This is a genomic window from Streptomyces sp. H39-S7 (genome assembly GCF_027158205.1).
GTDB lineage: Bacteria > Actinomycetota > Actinomycetes > Streptomycetales > Streptomycetaceae > Actinacidiphila.
This window is the reverse complement of sequence record NZ_JAPVLU010000011.1, coordinates 130,595-147,813: the sequence shown is the minus strand read 5'-3', so window position 1 is coordinate 147,813 and position 17,219 is coordinate 130,595. Positions and strand designations below refer to the sequence as shown.

The 17,219-nt window shown below is 69.4% G+C and carries 18 protein-coding genes and 2 pseudogenes; 16 read left to right on the top strand and 4 right to left on the bottom strand.

Annotation, left to right across the window (positions count from 1 at the left end; translation table 11 throughout):
• Nucleotides 1–604 precede the first annotated feature (604 nt).
• Complete coding sequence (lepB, locus tag O3X23_RS13055) at nt 605–1,186, top strand: signal peptidase I (RefSeq protein WP_269271487.1); 582 nt, start codon at nt 605–607, stop codon at nt 1,184–1,186.
• Between the two features lie 13 nt (nt 1,187–1,199).
• Here lepB and O3X23_RS13050 read toward each other — a convergent pair.
• Nucleotides 1,200–1,416, bottom strand: a pseudogene (locus tag O3X23_RS13050) (response regulator transcription factor); the annotation flags it as partial.
• 104 nt (nt 1,417–1,520) lie between these two features.
• Here O3X23_RS13050 and O3X23_RS13045 point away from each other — a divergent pair.
• Entirely contained in the window at nt 1,521–2,135 is a 615-nt protein-coding gene (locus O3X23_RS13045) for a YdeI/OmpD-associated family protein (RefSeq protein ID WP_269271486.1), read from the top strand.
• A 232-nt stretch (nt 2,136–2,367) separates the two neighbouring features.
• Here the strand turns inward: O3X23_RS13045 and O3X23_RS13040 are convergent, their stop codons facing one another.
• Nucleotides 2,368–3,315 carry a helix-turn-helix transcriptional regulator gene (locus O3X23_RS13040; protein WP_269271485.1) on the bottom strand — a complete coding sequence of 316 codons (948 nt, stop codon included), beginning with the start codon at nt 3,313–3,315 and terminating at the stop codon, nt 2,368–2,370.
• Between the two features lie 63 nt (nt 3,316–3,378).
• On the opposite strand from O3X23_RS13040, the gene O3X23_RS13035 reads away from it, so the two are divergent.
• From O3X23_RS13035 to O3X23_RS44155, 5 genes and pseudogenes are all read left to right on the top strand, one after another.
• Nucleotides 3,379–4,350 carry an alpha/beta fold hydrolase gene (locus O3X23_RS13035; RefSeq protein WP_269271484.1) on the top strand — a complete coding sequence of 324 codons (972 nt, stop codon included), beginning with the start codon at nt 3,379–3,381 and terminating at the stop codon, nt 4,348–4,350.
• A gap of 25 nt (nt 4,351–4,375) precedes the next feature.
• Nucleotides 4,376–4,525: a hypothetical protein gene (locus O3X23_RS13030; protein ID WP_269271483.1), complete on the top strand. Its 150-nt coding sequence runs from the start codon at nt 4,376–4,378 to the stop codon at nt 4,523–4,525.
• A gap of 1,088 nt (nt 4,526–5,613) precedes the next feature.
• The gene (locus tag O3X23_RS13020; RefSeq protein ID WP_269271482.1) at nt 5,614–6,639 is read left to right on the top strand and encodes an alpha/beta hydrolase; all 1,026 of its coding nucleotides are present in this window, start codon (nt 5,614–5,616) and stop codon (nt 6,637–6,639) included.
• Nucleotides 6,640–6,785: 146 nt separating this feature from the next.
• Entirely contained in the window at nt 6,786–7,574 is a 789-nt protein-coding gene (locus O3X23_RS13015; RefSeq protein WP_269271481.1) for a hypothetical protein, read from the top strand.
• Nucleotides 7,575–7,707: 133 nt separating this feature from the next.
• Nucleotides 7,708–7,911 (top strand): annotated as a pseudogene (locus O3X23_RS44155) (hypothetical protein); the annotation flags it as partial.
• Nucleotides 7,912–7,917: 6 nt separating this feature from the next.
• On the opposite strand, the gene O3X23_RS13005 reads toward O3X23_RS44155, so the two are convergent.
• On the bottom strand, nt 7,918–8,334 hold the full coding sequence (locus tag O3X23_RS13005) for a hypothetical protein (RefSeq protein WP_269271480.1): 417 nt from the start codon (nt 8,332–8,334) through the stop codon (nt 7,918–7,920).
• Nucleotides 8,335–8,384: 50 nt separating this feature from the next.
• Between O3X23_RS13005 and O3X23_RS13000 the strand changes: the two genes are divergently transcribed.
• Nucleotides 8,385–8,642: a hypothetical protein gene (locus tag O3X23_RS13000; RefSeq protein ID WP_269271479.1), complete on the top strand. Its 258-nt coding sequence runs from the start codon at nt 8,385–8,387 to the stop codon at nt 8,640–8,642.
• A gap of 36 nt (nt 8,643–8,678) precedes the next feature.
• On the opposite strand, the gene O3X23_RS12995 is transcribed toward O3X23_RS13000, so the two are convergent.
• Nucleotides 8,679–10,049 (bottom strand): hypothetical protein, encoded by a 1,371-nt coding sequence (locus tag O3X23_RS12995; RefSeq protein ID WP_269271478.1) that lies wholly within the window; start codon nt 10,047–10,049, stop codon nt 8,679–8,681.
• Between the two features lie 237 nt (nt 10,050–10,286).
• Between O3X23_RS12995 and O3X23_RS12990 the strand changes: the two genes are divergently transcribed.
• From O3X23_RS12990 to O3X23_RS12955, 8 genes are all read left to right on the top strand, one after another.
• A complete protein-coding gene (locus tag O3X23_RS12990; protein WP_269271477.1) occupies nt 10,287–11,081 on the top strand; it encodes a 2-keto-4-pentenoate hydratase in 795 nt (264 codons plus the stop codon).
• Between the two features lie 76 nt (nt 11,082–11,157).
• Complete coding sequence (locus O3X23_RS12985; RefSeq protein WP_269271476.1) at nt 11,158–12,042, top strand: acetylating acetaldehyde dehydrogenase; 885 nt, start codon at nt 11,158–11,160, stop codon at nt 12,040–12,042.
• A 10-nt stretch (nt 12,043–12,052) separates the two neighbouring features.
• Nucleotides 12,053–13,105, top strand: a complete 1,053-nt coding sequence (gene dmpG / locus O3X23_RS12980) for a 4-hydroxy-2-oxovalerate aldolase (protein WP_269271475.1) — start codon at nt 12,053–12,055, stop codon at nt 13,103–13,105.
• Nucleotides 13,099–14,112, top strand: a complete 1,014-nt coding sequence (locus O3X23_RS12975) for a beta-ketoacyl-ACP synthase III (protein ID WP_269271474.1) — start codon at nt 13,099–13,101, stop codon at nt 14,110–14,112. Before dmpG ends, O3X23_RS12975 begins: the two co-directional genes overlap by 7 nt.
• Nucleotides 14,109–14,339, top strand: a complete 231-nt coding sequence (locus tag O3X23_RS12970) for an acyl carrier protein (protein ID WP_269271473.1) — start codon at nt 14,109–14,111, stop codon at nt 14,337–14,339. Before O3X23_RS12975 ends, O3X23_RS12970 begins: the two co-directional genes overlap by 4 nt.
• Nucleotides 14,340–14,347: 8 nt before the next feature.
• A complete protein-coding gene (locus O3X23_RS12965) occupies nt 14,348–15,190 on the top strand; it encodes an HpcH/HpaI aldolase/citrate lyase family protein (protein WP_269271472.1) in 843 nt (280 codons plus the stop codon).
• A 32-nt stretch (nt 15,191–15,222) separates the two neighbouring features.
• A complete protein-coding gene (locus O3X23_RS12960; protein ID WP_269271471.1) occupies nt 15,223–15,753 on the top strand; it encodes a MaoC family dehydratase in 531 nt (176 codons plus the stop codon).
• Nucleotides 15,754–15,764: 11 nt separating this feature from the next.
• Complete coding sequence (locus tag O3X23_RS12955) at nt 15,765–16,934, top strand: GNAT family N-acetyltransferase (RefSeq protein WP_269271470.1); 1,170 nt, start codon at nt 15,765–15,767, stop codon at nt 16,932–16,934.
• Nucleotides 16,935–17,219 lie beyond the last annotated feature (285 nt).

Below are 17,219 nucleotides of genomic sequence, written 5' to 3'. Positions count from 1 at the left end.
TGAACCGTTCCGGGTTCGGTAGAGATCTCAGATGTTGGTTGTGACCTGGGATTTAGTGGTGCTGAGGTAGTGATTGGCTTCATCGAGGGATCAGGGAGTGGGGGATACCAGCCCGCAGGGAATCTCCGTGTCCCAGCACGGGAACTGTGTCGACTCGGGGCCACGTTTCCCCTGGTCACATCATTCCGTCGGTGACCCTCCCCGGATCCCGCGATGGCCGCCTGTGCCTCCAGCGCTGCAATCTCGGCGGCCGATTGGGCCAATACGTCACCCACGGCCGTTTCCCGCGCGCGCGGGCTGCAGCTGACCGGTGAGGGTGGGCTGTCGCAGCAGTTGACCAAGCGGGTGCTCGGAGAGCGCTCCAACGTCGCCACCAGCCACGCACGCGAAACGTCGTGCAGCGCGTCGCGCTGCGGGCCAGTGCTGCCACCCGGCCCCGTGGACCACTCGGAGTGGGACCCCTCTACGATGCCTTCCGCGTCGTTCGATCAGCGGAGGGCGTTGGGGGTGAGGAAGCGACGTGGACAACTCGATGGGATCGCCGTGGCCGATGCCGGTGCCGGATCGCCGACCGAATCGGAAAGGGTTGGTCGTCTGGTGTGGGGTGCTGATAGCCGGAGCGCTGCTCCTGGTGGGGGATGTTGTCGCCTTCCGGACGAACGTCGAGTTGCTGTCCCAACCACGCGACTCGATGCGGCCGACCTTCACCGGCGAGAGCACTGTCTTCGCGGAGAGCGTCGACGGCAGTGAGGTGCGACGCGGAGACGTGGTCGTGGTCAGTGTTCCGGAGTGGGGAGGGCCCCGGCGGCCCCTCCTCAGGCGAGTGATCGGCATCGGAGGGGACCGGGTCAGTTGCGCGCGTGAGGGCAAGCTGCTGCTCAACGGCAAGCGGCTCGACGAGCCCTACGTGCTGAACGGTGTGGCCAACGGACTGAGTGAGTTCGACGTGACCGTTCCGCCGGGCCGGCTCTTCCTGCTGGGCGACAATCGATTGAACTCAGTCGACTCCCGGCTCTTTCCCGGCATAGAGGAGGGGACGGCGCCCCTCTCCGCGGTGTCGGGACGGACGACGACGGCCTCCAGCGCGTTGAAGCCCTATGCGGTGCCCTTCGGTGGTGGGTTGCTGATCGCACTGGCCGGGCTGATCGGCGCCCTGATCACCTGGGCGAGGGGTCGGCGGACCTGACCGTGGTCGTTGCTCACCGTGCGGACGACGCCACCCGTGCGGCCTCCTGCTGCCGTTGCAGCAGCCCGGTGACCAGTGCCACCAGCACTGCGGGTGCGGTCGCTGACGTCGAGCTTGGCGAAGATGCGCAGGCGGTGCGTCTTGACCGTGGCCTCGCCGATGAACAGGCGGCGGCCGATCTCCGCGTTGGACAGGCTGTCCGCGACCGCGGTGAGCACCTCCGACTCGCGGGGCCCCATCTCTTTGGTCGAGGTGGATGGGTGCTGTTTGAGGGCAGTCGCGCCGAAGGCGATGCCGGTGGTGTCGGCGAGGTCGGTGCCGGCGCTAGCCTGCGGTGGTGACCGGAACCGAGCTGGATGAGTTGATCGTGGCTGACGGCGCGGCGCTGCGCGCGTGGCTGCTGGACAACCACACCGCCTCTCCGGGCGTGTGGCTCGCCCTGACCAGGAAGGGCGGCTCCGTTACCACGCTGACCTGGCAGCAGGCGGTCGACGAGGCACTGTGCTTCGGCTGGATCGACGGGCAGGCCCGCAAGCGCGACGAGGCGAGTTCCTGGAGGCGGTTCACCCCGCGCCGGGCCCGCAGCATCTGGTCCCAGCGCAACGTCGCCAACGTGGCCCGGTTGGAGGCGGCCGGCCTGATACTTCCGGCCGGTCGCGCCGCAGTGGACGCCGCGAAGGCTGACGGGCGGTGGACGGCCGCCTATGCGCCGTCATCGGAAGCGGAGGTGCCAGCCGACCTGCGAGCCGCGATCGCCGCCGACCCAGCGGCGCAGGCGATGTTCGAGGTGCTCACCAAGACCAACCGCTTCGCCCTCATCAGCCGGGTCAATACCGTCAAGCGGGCCGAGACGCGCACCCGGAAGATCGCCGAGTGCGTGGCGATGCTGGCCCGGCACGAGACGGTCCACCCGCAGCGAGCCAAGCCGGCGGACCCGCCGACGTCGTGACCGGGCGTCTGCCGAAAGTGGATCACGGGGCCGCAGGAGCCGACGAGGCCGCCGCGACAGGCTGTCCTTGGGCTGGTCATGGCGAAGGCCACGCCGTGATGGTCGGTGAGGCGTCCGCGGGTTTCTACCGATCCCGATGCCGTTGATCATGCCGGCCAGGGCGTCGCCCATCACGGGCTCGGAGCTCATGTGGGTTGGATGTCTACGTGATCATCGGGGTTTCGGGACGGTCTCAGCGGTAGCGTTCGACGAGCGCGTCGCCGATCGAGGCCAGGTGGGCTCGCACGGGCGGAGGGCCGGTCACTTCGAGCCATGCGACGAGCCCGGCGAGTTCGCCGGCGAGTGTGTACGCGTCGCGGCCACGGATCACGACCTCGACGCGGCCGTCGGTCGTGGTGCCTCCCACGTCGAGTCGATCGCCGAGTCCGATCCGGAGGATGCCGATGCCGTGGGGTGTGCAGACCGCCTGGATCTCCAGGGGTGTTCGTTTGCGGGCGACCTCGTCGGCGATCTCGCGCCAGCTTGTGGCGAGGTCGAAGTCCTCGGGCCGGTTCACCGGATCGTCGGTCGGGTCGGCGGACGACACCCGGTCGATCCGGAAGGTCCGCCGACCGGCCTCTGTGTGGGCGATGAGGTACCAGGACGGGTCTTTGGCGACGATGCCCAGCGGGTGGACGGTTCTCTTCGTTTCTGCGCCATTGCCGTCGATGTAGCCGAGCCGCACCTGGACACCGCGGATCACCGCGTCCTGGAGCGGGTCGAGGAAGCGGGGCGGTCGGTGCTCGACCCGGCTCGCCCCCCATTGTCGCGGGTCCATGACCAGGGACGACGCCGCTGCCTCTGCCTGCGCCCGGAACGGCTCGGGCAGGGCGTGGACGAGCTTGCGCAGGGCCGCTTTCACGGCCGGTGTCGCGGCCGAGGCCGGGCCGGCGACCAGGAACAGGGCGCGGGCCTCGCTCGCGGTCAACCCCGACAGGTCGGTGCGGGCGCCGCCGACCAGGCGCCAGCCGCCGCCTCGGCCCTGCGTGGCGTACACGGGCACCCCGGCCATGGCCAGGGCATCGAGGTCGCGGCGGGCGGTGCGTTCGGAGACCTCCAGCTCCCGGGCGACCTCCGCCGCCGTCACCTGCTCGCGCCGCTGCAGCATGAGGAGGACGGCCACCAGCCGGTCGGTACGCACGCCCCAAAACTCTCACAGAAAACCGGTCATGAGGTGACCGGTTTTGGGCGACAGGATGGCGGCATGACTTCAACCGGTTTCCCCGAGCCCACCATCATTCCCCTCAACGGTGTGGAACTCGAAGTGTTCGAAGCGGGCCGAGAGAACGTGGGAAGGCCCATCGTGCTCTGCCACGGCTGGCCCGAGCACGCCTTCTCCTGGCGCCACCAGCTGCCCGCCCTCGCCGCCGCCGGCTACCACGTCATCGCCCCGAACCAGCGGGGCTACGGCAACTCCTCCCGCCCGGCCGAAGTGACGGACTACGACATCGAACAACTGTCGGGCGACCTCGTCGCACTCCTGGACCACTACGGATACCAGGACGCCACCTTCGTCGGCCATGACTGGGGCGCGTTCGTCGTCTGGGGACTGACCCTGCTGCGCCCCGACCGCGTCAACAAGGTGATCAACCTGAGCCTGCCCTACCAGGAGCGCGGGAAGCGGCCGTGGATCGAGGTCATGGAAGAGGTGCTCGGCGGCGACTTCTACTTCGTCCACTTCAACCGGCAGCCGGGCGTCGCCGACGCCGTCTTCGACGCCAACACTTTCTCGTTCCTCCGCAACCTGTACCGGAAGAACCAGCCCCCCATGCTGCCGCAGCCGGGCATGGCGCTGATCGATCTCGCCACAGCGGAAACACCCCTCGGCGACCCCATCATGAGCGACAGCGAACTGGCCGTCCTCGTCTCCGCCTTCAAAACATCCGGGTTCACCGGCGGCATCAACTGGTACCGCAACCTCGACCGCAACTGGCACCTCCTGGCGGACGCGGACCCGATCATCCACCAGCCCACCCTCATGATCTACGGCGAGCGGGACCCGATCGCCAGATCCGAGAACCTCACCGATTTCGTTCCCAACGCTGAAGTGGTCAGCCTGGACTGCGGCCACTGGATCCAGCAGGAAAAGCCCGAAGACACCAACCGAGCGATCACGAAATGGCTGGAACAGCAGGACCAGGTCGTGCAGGCGGACCAGCTGGGACAGGGGCGGTAACCGGCGCCTGGGACCCTGCACAGACGTGGTGGCGAAGTGCACCTATGCCGCATCGTGGGTGGGCACGAAGCTGCGCCGGGATCTGGCCGTCGACGACACGGAGCGCCAAGCGCTCGTCGGGCTCGCTGAGGAGTGCCCGACGACCCACGTCGTCTACGAGCCCGCAGCACAGTAGTCACCCAGCTGTGCAAGGAAGGTCGCACCGTCTTGCTGTAAGGCGGCCGCCACGGGATGTGGTCGCGGAGCGGTAGTTGGCCGGCGGGCTATGTAGAGCTCGGGACGCCGGGAGCCGGTGTGGTGGCGGGCAGGGGGATCTTGTCCAGGCGCAGCGACTGGACGACTCCGCCGAGGGTGATGCGAAAGCGCGGATCCCGGGGGTCGTCGACCTCTTCGGGTGCGTCGTCGACGGCCCGCAGCAGGGCCTGCAGGCGTGGGTGGGGGGTTTGGCGGGGCGGCCGACGGTGTGCAGGCGCGGGTCGTTTCGCTCATCACGGGGCCATCCGTGGCGATCGAGGTCTGCCGGCACGATCCGCCGGGGACGGAGACGCCGGCACGCCGACGGAAGTCCGCAAGGATCGGCACTGGTTCGACCTGGGCGTCGGGCTGGACTGGGCAGGCGAACGGCTTCACGAGCGGATCTACGTGTTGGATGGGCCGGACGGCACCGCCGAGCGGTAGAGCGGCAGCGACCCTGCGTGTCGGCGGTCAGACGGATACCTGACGCCGTACGCCCGCGAGGGGGACCCGCCCGAGCCGTCAGGCGCTGGCGCGTCAGGCCCGCCACCTCCGCGGAACCATGCGGGGAACGTGAATGGCACGCGCAATGTCAGCGCTGCCCCGACCGGCAATGCCGGTGACGACATTCTGCTGGTTGCCACCGGCCGCCGGGCACCGACCGACGCGGAGCGGGCCGAACTCGGTGCGCCGGCCGCGAGATCGCCGCTCCCTCTCGGCTGAAACGTCGACGGACAGTCCGCCCCGGCTACAGGAGCCCCGCCGGCTACGGAGCCGCGCGGTCCGCGCTGCGCCACGGTGCACCTCGTCTCGGCAGTCCGGTCCGTCCGCCGCCGGCGTGCCTCCGCGCCGCTTTGCCCGCGACCGCGTGACGTCCGGGATCGGCCCGCCAGGACCTCCTCGCAACACGATCGCGAGAAGTGGGACAGGGGGGCGCGTCGCAGCCGATCTCCTACGGGTCAGAATGGTGGTCGCCGGAGGGCACACGGCGTCGGCGAGCACACCCACCCATGACGAAGGAGTACACGGATGCTGCCATGGTCGGCCGACTTGGCCGGACGGATCGATCAGCAGGTCATCACCAGCCGCCTGCTGCGCGGCAATCATCTGGGCGACCCCTTCGAGCGGCCGGTACACGTGTACCTGCCGCCCGGCTATGACGATGAACCGCAACGCCGCTATCCGTGCGTCTACGTGATCCAGGGATACACCGGCCATCTGGGCATGTGGTACAACCGCACGCCCTTCCGCCAGCCGTTTCCGGAGACGGCCGACGCGCTGTTCGCCGCCGGGACGCCGGCCTCGATCGTCGTCTTCGTCGACGCCTGGACCTCCTACGGGGGCAGCCAGTTCGTCGACTCGCCCGGGACCGGCCGCTACCACTCCTACCTGTGCGAGGAGATCGTTCCCTTCGTCGACGCGCGGTACAGAACGCTCGCCGACCGCGACCACCGGGCGATCTCCGGCAAGTCCAGTGGAGGCTTCGGCGCGATGATCACCCCGATGCTCCGCCCCGACCTGTTCGGCGCACTGGCCACCCACGCGGGCGACGCCCTGTACGAGTACTGCTACATCGCCGAGTTCCCCCAGGTCGTCCGCGCGCTACGTGCGTGGGACGGCGACATCACCGCGTGGTGGGAGGACTTCAAGACCCGGCCGGCCCTGACCCGGCCCGGCGACGACACAGTGCTGTCCGCTCTGGGGGTGGCCGCGTGCTTCTCCGCGGACCCCGACGGCACACCGCGCCTGCCCTTCGACACCCGCACCGGGGAGCTGATCCCCGAGGTGTGGCAGCGCTGGCTGGCCCTGGACCCTGTGCGCATGGTCCCGGAACACGCCGACGCCGTCCGCTCACTGCGCGCGGTGTGGATCGACGCCGGTACCCGCGACGAGTACTACCTCGACGTCGGAGCCGAGGCGTTCCACCGCGCGGTCCGGACCGCTGGACTGCCGGAAGAAGCGATCCACTTCGAACTCTTCGAGGCAGGCCACGGCGGCATCGACTACCGCTACCCCCTCGCCCTGGACTGGCTCGCCCGCCGCATCCAGCCCTGACCATCCGCACACCGGCCGGCCATCGGAACGGCGCCCGTGAGAGGTTTGATCAAGCGCGACATCGACGGAGGATGGCGCAAGAGAGCGGGGCCCGTGGGGCGAAGCGGGCCGCTGGTGCATACCGACAGCAGGGAGCGTCCTTTCCGATGCCCGCACAGCCCGCACGTCCCATACGTCGCGAGCGCACCGGTTCCGCGTCCGCCGCGGACATGGATGTTGCCTCGTTCAAACCTTCCCTCGTCAAGGCGGTGTTCAGGGACGTCACCCCGCTGCACGTCTCGCGGTCGGCAGCTCGGGCCGCCGCGTCGGTGACGCGGACAGTACTGACGGACATCATTGACGGCGCGCTGCGAGCGGCGGAGGAGGAAGCGCGAAAGAAGCTGCTTCCCAAGGACCTCCTGACAGCCATCGACCGGGACGTCGAGCTGGAGGTCGGAGGCAGGTGGTACCACCACAGTCCTACGTTCAAGGGGCTGACCGGCGTCATGTACGACGCCGAGGGTGTCGTCGTACCCGCTCCCAAGCGCAGCAGGTCACGCAAGCCGAGTGCCGTGGTGGGCGCCCACAGGTTCGAGGCCGGGATCAGGAAGCTCCTGCGCAACCGGGGTACGGCAGCTGTCCCGGCGATGGTCCGCGATTTGGACGGGCTCGCGAGCGTGTTCCTGACGGACCTCGCCCGGGACGCGGCCGTGGTCGTCCGGGAGCGCGGGATCAAACGGTTCGGCACCATCCCCCTGATGACGCCGGGCAAACCGGTTGACACGCGGCCGTCGGTGCCGGAGTCCGTCCTGGCTCAGTCCACCCGCACGGGAGGCGGGCGGACCATCGACAGGGACGACGTCCTGGCCGCCACCAGGATCCAGTTGTTCGGCGAAGTCAGGCAGCGAGCCCTCGCCGCGGCCCGCGAAGTGACGGAGACCCGTTCGGACGGCTGAGCGGGGAGACAGGGGTCGCCACTGGACCTGGACGCCGTCATTCGCGCCCTACCGCGTTGGGCGCGCGCACCGCATGGTGCAGTGGGCCGACTCCGGGCATGGCGTGTGTCGGAGGTGCTCTGGGGCGGCCGACATGAGTGGGCGGGGGAGGAGTTATCGCTATGTCGGACCGGACGAGCTGAAGGCAGCGGTCCGGCCGGGTGACGGCGGGCGCCGGATTGGCCCGGGGGCCGACTTCGGTGGCTGGATCGTGGAGCAATCGGCGGTGGAGCTGGCCGAGCCGTTCACCTTCGTGATCGGTGTGGACGGTGTGTTGCGGCTGGCGCCGCGGCGAAGCCGGCCGTCATGTGGGTGAGCTGGTGGGCTTCTGGCCCAGGATGACGCCGAGTCGGTCGACGACCGCACCGTACTCGCGGTCGCCCTTGCTGATCTCTGCCTTGGCCTTGGCGGCCTGTGCGGTGTCCCCGTTGAGGGAGCCGGTGCTGCAGTCGGCTGCGCCCTGCTCCAGGTCCGCGAGGGCCAAGGACCACGACGCCTGGGCCGGGACGTCGGGGATGGGCTCGAAGGTCTTGAGGATGCGGACGTCGTGGGCGAGGTTGTTGCAGGCGCTCCGGATGGTGCCGGCGTCCGAGGTCGCGGTGCCGGAGGTGTAGCTGGCCAGGTCCCCGTCCAAGGACTTCAGGCCCGTGCGATGGCGGGAGTCTTTGAACCAGGCGGCGACGGCGACCGGGTCGGGCCGCGGTGCGGCGCCATGCCGCACGCGAACTACTGGAGGAGACGGGTCTCGACGTCCGCTCCGAGGATCTGCACTTGCTGGCTGTGACCCGCGGCGCGCATCAGAGTGTGGGGCTGGTCTATCTCGCCCCGCGTCAGGCGGAGGTTGTGCTGCTCGAGCGTTTCTCGGCGGCGACGGCCGCTGATGTGGATCAAGGAAGGAACCCGGAGTTGGATCAGATCGCACTGGTGGGTACCCCCGGTGAGCTTAGGGACCTCGAGGGCCCGCACGTGGACTACCTGGAGCCGGTGGTGCGGCGCTTCCTGGAGATGCCGGGGCGGCACGAGGCCTGACCTCGCCCAGTGCTAGAACACGATGAGGGAGCGGTGTCAGGGTCTGGTGAGGAGGTCGCGGGCGCGTTCGTCGAGCTCGGTGGCGCACCGTAGGCCGCGGGCGCGGAATCGTGCGAGGTCGGTGCGCATGCGACCAATAGCCTTGTGCGTGCGTGCCGACCGTACGCCGTCCAGGTGGTCCAGGGCTTGGTGCCAGGTGGTGCAGGCCTGTTCGACATTGCCGCGTTTGAGGTGCATCTCGGCTCCGGCCACCAGGTCCAGCGCGACGATACGGGCGTAGGCGGTGGGGCGGGAGGTGGCGGCGAGGGCGTATTGCCGGGCGGCGGCCTGGTGGTCGCCGAGGGTTTCGTGGACCTTCGCGGTGCGGGAGTACACCGAGGCGGCCGGGGGTCCCCAGGCCAGGGCCCAGAAGGGCACGTCGTCGCCGGGCGCGGTCGTCAGCAGCAGGCGGGCCTGTTCGGCTTCGGCGAGGGCCGCGCGTCGCTTCCCGGTTTTGGCCAGGGTGTGGGCATGAACGACGCGGAACAGGGCCTCGGTCTGCGCGTCGACACGCCCCTTGGCCCGGTCCAGCCCGGTGGAGGCGAGGCTGAGGCAGTGCTCGGGGCGGTGAAGTTTCAGGCCCTGCATGGCCATGGTGCGCATCACGAACCCGTCATGGCCGGTGATGCCGGACTCGGTGGCGAGCTGGAAGGACTGCAGGTAATACCGCTGCGCGAGCCCTTGCTGGCCGGCGTCGTAGCTCTTCCAACCCAGCAGGTGCACACCGCGACTGGCCGCTGACAGCATCTGCTGGCGAGCTTGCTCAGCGCGGAAGCGGGCCCGGCACAAGGGGGCGACATCGTCGCGGAGGTAGGTGACCAGCGCGCTGCGGCCGTGGTGCCCACCGTGGCGTTCGTCGATTTCGGAGAACGCGGCGATCATGTCGCGGACCGCGGCGACCTCGGCCATGCCGACGCTGTGCCCGGTGCGGGCTGCGGCGGCGGTGCGGGCGGCGATCTCCTGAAGGTGCGACAGGGGCAGGGCGGCCGCGGCCGCGGAGTAAGCGGAGCTCGTCAGGAAGTGTCGACGGTCCAACTCATGCCTCCACAGGGGCAGCAGGGAGTCCAGCGGGTCGGCGCCGACGCTGAGACCGATGGTGTCATGATCCGCCTCACCCGCAGGCAGACCCACATCCACAGGGGTTAAGAGGCGCCCTAAGCGCCTGGACAGAGCGACGGCCAGGTACCGGCCGGTGTCCCCTCGGGGCTTGGCGCCGGCGATCCAGTGCTCGATGGCGGACCGGTTGGTCTGCAGGACCGCACCGCACTCCGCGGCCACCGCGCGCACAGCCTTGGCCAGGGATTCGTACGTCAGGCCGGATTCGGCGACGAGTTCGCGGAGCTGATGGTTGGGCGTGCGCGTGGTCATGAGCACCTGCCTGTGTATACGCGAGATACAGCCTGGCCCACCCGCCACCGTACCGCTGTGGCCGCGTGCTGGGTTGACTGTTCCCCAGGCAACAGCGGCCGCAATGCGATCGGCTTGCGGGCGGCCAAGGTAGTCCGACACCAGCTGCCGCGATGCCGCGGCGCGCCTGCTCCCGCGCGGACGCCAGATGCCGCACCCGGCCACTGAACAGGCCGGGTCGCAACTCACGGAGGGCCCATGAAGGAGCAAGAACATCAGCGGATCGTGCGGGTCGCGGCCACTCTCCTGGCTGCGGAACGCTCCCGCGTTCCGACAGCTTCACTGACCGCCCAACCCTGCGGGCTGACCCTTGAGGACGCCTACCGCATCCAAGCGGCCGCTATCGCCATGCGGGTGGCTGACGGAGCACGGGTCGTCGGCCACAAGGTGGGAGTCACCTCGCAAGCGATGCAGGAGCAGATGGGCGTCACCGAGCCCGACTCCGGTGTCCTGCTGGCCGAGATGGTCCTGCCCAGTGGCAGCGCCCTCGTGCGAGGGGAGCTGATGCAGCCGCGGGTGGAGGCAGAGATCGCCTTCCGGCTGGGTCAAGACCTGCAGGGCCCGGACCCCACCTTGGAAGAAGCGAAAGCCGCAGTCGCGGAGGTGTTCCTCGCCATCGAAGTGATCGACACCCGCTTCACCAGCTGGCGGATCTCCCTCGCCGACAGCATCGCGGACAACGCCTCCTGCGCCCGTGTCGTCACGGGGACGATGGTCCCTCTCGATCCGGCATGGGACCTGGCTGCCGAGCAGCTGGTCGTCAGCGTGGACGGCAGGGCCGTGGCTGCGGGTGAGGGACGGGCGGTCCTCGGCGACCCCTTCCGGCCGCTGCTGTGGCTGGCGAGCCGACTGGCCGCCGTGTCCCACTACGGGCTTCGGGCCGGTGATCTCGTGCTGGCCGGCGCAGTCCACGCCAGCCTCCCTCTTGAGCAGAACACCACGGTGCAGGTGACCGCGCCCCACCTGCCTCCAGTTGCGCTCAGGACCACCTGACCTGCTGATATCCGGCTCGAACGCACCGCGACGTGCCGACCGGTGCGCAGGCACCTCAACGATGAAGGAGACAGCGATGACCGGCGGAAGAACAACGTGCGCGGTACTGGGGGCCGGCCTGATCGGAATCGACCTGGCCGAGAAGATTCACCGCTCTGGTTCCCTAGACCTGGCACTGGTAGTGGGCCGCGACCAACAGAGCTTGGGCCTGCGCCGGGCAGCGGAGCTGGGATGCGCCACAGGTGCTGGCGGTCTTGAATCCCTCATCGGCTTCGGGCCCGTCGACGTCGTCTTCGACGCCTCGAACGCCGACTGCCACCCCACGCACTGGTGCCGCCTGCGTGAGACCGGGACGACGGTCATCGACCTCACCCCTGCCGGCCTGGGCACGGCGATCGTGCCCACCATCAACGGCGATCAGGTGTTGGCCCACCGGCATACCAACCTCGTCAGTTGCGGCGGCCAAGCGGCGATCCCGGTGCTGCACGCTCTCGCCCAGTACATGCAGCCGACGTACATCGAGGTCGTCTCCACCGCAGCGAGCGCGAGCGCCGGCCGGGCAACCCGCCTCAACCTCGACCAGTACATCGCCACGACCCAGGACGCCATCCACCAGTTCACCGGTGCGCCGCAGGTGAAGGTGATGGTCAACCTCAGCCCCGCCAAGCCGGAACCACCCTTCCGGGTCGTTGTGACCGCACTGGGCCCCACAGGCCCCCCGGGTCCCCTCCACGCGGCGGTCGCGGCGGTTGCCGCCCAGGTGCGCGCATACGCAGCCGGATTCGTCGTGTCGTCCGTCGCGGTAGACGACCGCCAGGTCCGCGTCGCACTGGAGGTCACCGCCGAGGGCGGCCGCCTTCCCCGCTACGCGGGAAACCTCGACCTCATCAACGGCGCCGCCGTGCAGGTGGCGGAGCAATACGCCGCCGCCCTGCCCTCACAGACCGCCAACCATGCCTAAGGAATCCTTCATGAACCAACCCACGGACATCACGGACGACGGCACGAAACCACAGCCGACCCCCGTGCTGATCCACGACCCCACCCTTCGCGACGGCCACCACGCGGTGCGCCACCAGCTCGACGCCAGACAGTTACGCACCTACGCCGCGGCTGCCAACGCAGCGGGGGTGCCGGTGGTGGAGGTCGGCCACGGCAACGGACTGGGCGCCTCCTCCTTGCAGATCGGCCAGGCCCTTCTGAGCGACACCGAGATGCTGACGGTCGTGCGCACGGCCCTCACCCACTCCCGCATGGGCGTCTTCATGGCCCCGGGCTGGGGCACAGCCGACGACGTACGCCATGCGGTCGCGCTGGGGGCTGACGTGGTGCGCATCGCCGCACACTGCACCGAGGCCGACGTGACCGAACGCCACCTCGGCCTCGCCCGCGACCTCGGAGCCGAAGCACACGGCGTGCTGCTCATGAGCCACATGGCCAGCCCCGACCAGCTGGCAGAACAGTGCGGCCTGCTGGCAACATTCGGCGCGCAGGCTGTCGGTGTCTTCGACTCCGCCGGCCACTACCTCCCCACCGACGTCACGACACGCATCACCGCCATCTGTGCGGCGGTCGACGTACCAGTGATCTTCCACGGGCACAACAACCTCGGCCTGGCCGTCGCGAATTCGATCGCCGCGATCCAAGCCGGGGCCTCGATCATCGACGCCACCGCGCGGGGCTTCGGCGCCGGGGCCGGGAACACCCAGTTGGAAGTCCTCGTGGCCGTGCTGGAACGCATGGGCCATCGCACCGACATCAACCTGCGTGCCCTGCTGAACGCGGCGGACATCGCCGAGGCGCAGCTGATGCAGGCCCCCCAGGTCATCGACTCCGTCAGCCTCGTCAGCGGCCTGGCGGGCGTGTTCTCCGGCTTCAAAAAGCCCGTCCTGGACGCAGCCCATCACGAGGGCGTCGACCCCGTCGACCTGTTCTTCGCACTCGGCCGCCGGCACGTCGTCGCAGGCCAAGAGGACCTGATCGGCGACATCGCCCGCCAGCTGAAGCAGGAGGCGGCATGTTGACCAAGGAAACCCCTGCCGTCGGGGAAGCGGGCGGCAACGCGGCGGTCATGTGCGGCATCGGCGCGGCGCTACCGCCCACCGCTGTCTCCAACGCGGAGCTCTGCGCCCATCTGGACACGACGGACGAATGGATTCACGCCCGCACTGGCATCGCCCAGCGACACATTGCCGGCCCCGACCTGTCCACGCAGGACCTGGCAGTGCGGGCGGCGGCGAAGGCGTTGGCGGGCTACGGACCCGGCCCAGTCCATGCGGTGGTGCTGGCGACAACGACGCCGGATCGGTGCTGCCCCGCCACGGCACCCGCTGTGGCAACGCGCCTGGGGCTGACCGGGGTCCCGGCGTTCGACCTCGCTGCGGGCTGCACCGGCTTCCTCTACGCCCTGGCAACGGCGGCCGGCCTCATCACGTCGCGGGCCGCGGACACGGTCCTTGTCATCGGTGCCGACCGACTCTCGACCCTCCCCGCCCCGAACGACCGCACCACCGTGCCGCTGTTCGGCGACGGCGCCGGAGCCGTGATCCTGCGCCGCGGCGAGGCATCCGAGGACGGTTCGCTTGGCCCAGTGGTGCTGGGCAGCGACGGCACGCACGCCGACCTGATCCGCGCCGCACAACCCGGTGATCTGCGCCTGGAGGGCTCGGAGGTCTTCCGCCACGCAGTGGACCGCATGACCTTCGTGGCCACCCAGGCCGTTGCGGCAGCGAGTTGGCGTATGGACGACGTCGACCGACTGGTGCCGCACCAGGCGAACGCACGGATCACCTCCTTCGTCGCCCGCCAGCTCGCTGTCCCCGATACCCGGCAGCTGCACAACATCGACTCCGTCGGCAACACCGGCGCCGCCTCCATCCCCCTCCTCCTGGCGCAGGCCGCCGCCGACGGCCGCCTCAAAGCCGGCCACCGCGTCCTGCTGACCGCCTTCGGCGCCGGACTGACCTGGGGCGCCACCACCCTCACCTGGCCCGAAATGAGCTCCGACCCACGACCGACGGAGACACCGTGAACGGCGACCTCGCCCACATCCTGCTCCACGACCTCAAACTGCCCGCCCACCAGCTGACCTTGGACGCCACCCTCGACGATGCCGGCTTCGACTCGCTCGCCAGAGTCGAACTGTCCCTCCTGCTGCGCGACCGCTTCAGCATCGACATCAGCGACGACGACATCAAGCGCGCCCCCACCCTGCGACACCTCGACCACCTCATCCAAAACGCCCGCGACGAAAGGTGAACGCCACCATGGAACCCACAACCGCCGCCCGCCCCGGACGCGCCTGGATCATCACACCCGCACTGCGCCCACGCCGCTTCCCCACAGCACACACCTCCGGCGCGGGAGTGGCCCTGGTCGACCTCGAAGACTCCGTGGCCATGCCGGACAAACAGGCCGCCCGCATCGCGGCCCGCGAGTTCTTCGACCGGCCGGACGCGCCGTGCACCCTGGGCGTACGCATCAACGCACCGACGACCTTGGAAGGAGCGCGGGACCTGGTCGCCCTGGCCGCATACCAGCACAAGCCCGACCTCATCCTCATCCCCAAAACCGAATCAGCCAGAGACATCGAACTGGTCGCCAGCGTCCTGGACACCGACGGCTACACCCCCGACATCTGGGCACTGATCGAAACCCCCCGCGCCATCGACAAACTCCCCTCGATCACAAAAGCACACCGACTCGGCGGCGTCGTCTTCGGCTCAGCCGACTACGCCGCGACCCTGCACTGCGCCCTGAACTGGCAATCCCTCCTCTACGCCCGCTGCGCCCTGGTCAACAGCGCGACCGCCGCCGGCATCCCCGCCATCGACGCACCAACCTTCGTCCTGAACGACGTGGACGCGCTGCGCTGCGAAGCGGAGAAGGCCAAGGAACTCGGCTTCCACGGCAAGGGCGCCGTCCACCCCCGACGCGCGGCCCTCATCAACGAAATCTTCGCCCCCAGCATCGAGGAGATCGCCCGCGCGCGGGCCATCGTCGCCGCCGGCGAGCAGAGCGGAAACGGCATCACGGCCGTGGACGGCCAGATGGTCGGCACCCCCTTCTTCGCCGCGGCCCGCGCCCTGGTCCATGAAGTGGACGGCTGAGTCCACGTCCACCGACGCATCGGAGACCCACCATGAGCAGCGCTCTCCCACAGGGCTATCGGCGCATCGCCCCAGGCCGCATCCGCGAGAACGTCGGCCTGGGATACGACGAACTGGTCGTCGGCACGGTGATCGAGCACCGGCCGGGCCGGACGATCACCGAGGTCGACAACCTGCTGGGCACGGCCCTGTCCGGCAACCCGGCGCCCATTCACACCGACGCCCACTACAGCACCACCACCCCATGGGGACGCGTCCTCGTCTGCGGCGGCGTCACGCTGAACCTCCTTGCGGGCATGACCGTCCGCAGCACCAGCGGCCTGACCGTCGCGAACCTCGCACTGGACGACGTGCGGTTCGAAGCCCCGGTCTTCGTGGGCGACACCCTCTACGCGGAGAGCGAGATCCTCAGCCGCCGGCTGTCCGCGAGCCGGCCGCAGCACGGCATCGTGACCTGCCGCACCGCCGGCCGCAATCACCAGGACACCCGCGTGCTGGTCTTCACCCGGACCTTCCTGGTCCCCACCGACCCCGACGCCCTGCGCGACGCCACGAACTACTGAAAGGGCGATCCATGAGCGAACTGTCCTTCACCGCGGCCGACGACAGCCTCTGGCAGCAATACGACGACCTGGCCACCCGGGCCTACGGCCACCGCATCAGCGACATCACCGCCCTGCGCGAGCACGCCGACCTACGGGTAGCAACCCGGGACGGCCGGGTGGTCGCCGGCGGCCTGGGACTCCTGGTCAACCAAAACTTCGGCGGCTCCCCGGTCCCCAGCGCCTGCCTCGCCGCCGGCTGTGTCGCCCCGGAAGAACGCGGCGAACACCTGGCCGCCCGCACCACCACCGAACGACTACGCCCCCTGCAAGAGAAGGGCGCTGTGATCTCCGCGATCTCGACATCCTCCACCGGCTACGCCCGACGGCTCGGCTGGGAGGCACCGGTGCCGGTCTTCGCCTGGGCAGTGACCACCGACGACCTGAAACAGTCCTTCACCTACGACGGCCATCAGATCACCCACGGCGCCACACCCGACGCCCACACACTGCAACGACACCTCGCCCAACTGTGGAACGGCCCCATCGAACGGCCCACCTGGTGGTTCCCCTGGAAACAGAGCAAGAGCAACCTGACGACCTACTGCTTCCACAAACCCGGCCACCCCACGACCGGCACGTTGTCCTTCACCACCCGGCGCCACGAACGCCACGGCGTGACCCTCATCGTCCACGAATTCTGGGCGGCCGACGAAAGCACCACCGCAGCCATGCTCGCCTTCCTCGGCCGCCACAACACACGCGCCAAGACCATCGAATTCCGACGCGGCGCCCTCCCGCCCCACCCCACCCTGCTGCACTCCCTACACCACCACCGGACCACCGCCGAGGCCTGGCACCCCTGGATGCTGCGCATCCTCGACCTCCCCCAGGCCATCCGACTGCGCGGATGGCCTGCAGACCTCACCGCCACCATCCCCGTCCAGATCGAGAACGACAACGGCGGCAGCGCGGACCGGTACATCCTGCAGATAGCCGCCGGCGCAGCAGAGATCCACCCAACGCACATCGAAGGCACGGTGACGCTCACCCGACGACAGCTCGCGGTCTGGTACGCCGGCGGCTACCGCACCACCACCTCCGCCCGCATGGGAGGAGTCCGTGCCACATCGCACAAGGCACTTGCAACCCTCATCGGCACGACGACAGATCTTGAACCCTGGCTACCCGACCACTTCTAAACCGTGGCAGCCGGCACAGCGTGGTGGACACCGCGGCCCACGCGCACAGGGTGTCCACGTGCCGGTCGCAGCTGGCCTACTTCGGACCTCGCCCCCTCGGACCGGGGGAGACACAGCAGGGGCCAGGGCGGCCCGTTGGAGGCCGAGCAACGGAACGAACGACCTAGCGCGCTGACGTCGTTGGTGGTTCGTCGTCAGCTCCTTGCGCCTACCTGCAAACGCCTCGGCTGGTGCTCCATGGTCACGGGTGCTCGGGTACGCGGGCGGATGCAACGGGCGCGCCCC

Excerpts from the sequence above, each read along its gene's own strand:
- O3X23_RS13020 (WP_269271482.1), top strand. The coding sequence starts at position 5,614 with ATGCTGCCATGGTCGGCCGACTTGGCCGGACGGATCGATCAGCAGGTC.
- O3X23_RS12985 (WP_269271476.1), top strand. The coding sequence starts at position 11,158 with ATGACCGGCGGAAGAACAACGTGCGCGGTACTGGGGGCCGGCCTGATC.
- O3X23_RS13015 (WP_269271481.1), top strand. The coding sequence starts at position 6,786 with ATGCCCGCACAGCCCGCACGTCCCATACGTCGCGAGCGCACCGGTTCC.
- O3X23_RS12995 (WP_269271478.1), bottom strand. The coding sequence starts at position 10,049 with ATGACCACGCGCACGCCCAACCATCAGCTCCGCGAACTCGTCGCCGAA.
- dmpG (WP_269271475.1), top strand. The coding sequence starts at position 12,053 with ATGAACCAACCCACGGACATCACGGACGACGGCACGAAACCACAGCCG.
- O3X23_RS12955 (WP_269271470.1), top strand. The coding sequence starts at position 15,765 with ATGAGCGAACTGTCCTTCACCGCGGCCGACGACAGCCTCTGGCAGCAA.
- O3X23_RS12965 (WP_269271472.1), top strand. The coding sequence starts at position 14,348 with ATGGAACCCACAACCGCCGCCCGCCCCGGACGCGCCTGGATCATCACA.
- O3X23_RS13035 (WP_269271484.1), top strand. The coding sequence starts at position 3,379 with ATGACTTCAACCGGTTTCCCCGAGCCCACCATCATTCCCCTCAACGGT.
- O3X23_RS12990 (WP_269271477.1), top strand. The coding sequence starts at position 10,287 with ATGAAGGAGCAAGAACATCAGCGGATCGTGCGGGTCGCGGCCACTCTC.
- O3X23_RS12960 (WP_269271471.1), top strand. The coding sequence starts at position 15,223 with ATGAGCAGCGCTCTCCCACAGGGCTATCGGCGCATCGCCCCAGGCCGC.
- O3X23_RS12975 (WP_269271474.1), top strand. The coding sequence starts at position 13,099 with ATGTTGACCAAGGAAACCCCTGCCGTCGGGGAAGCGGGCGGCAACGCG.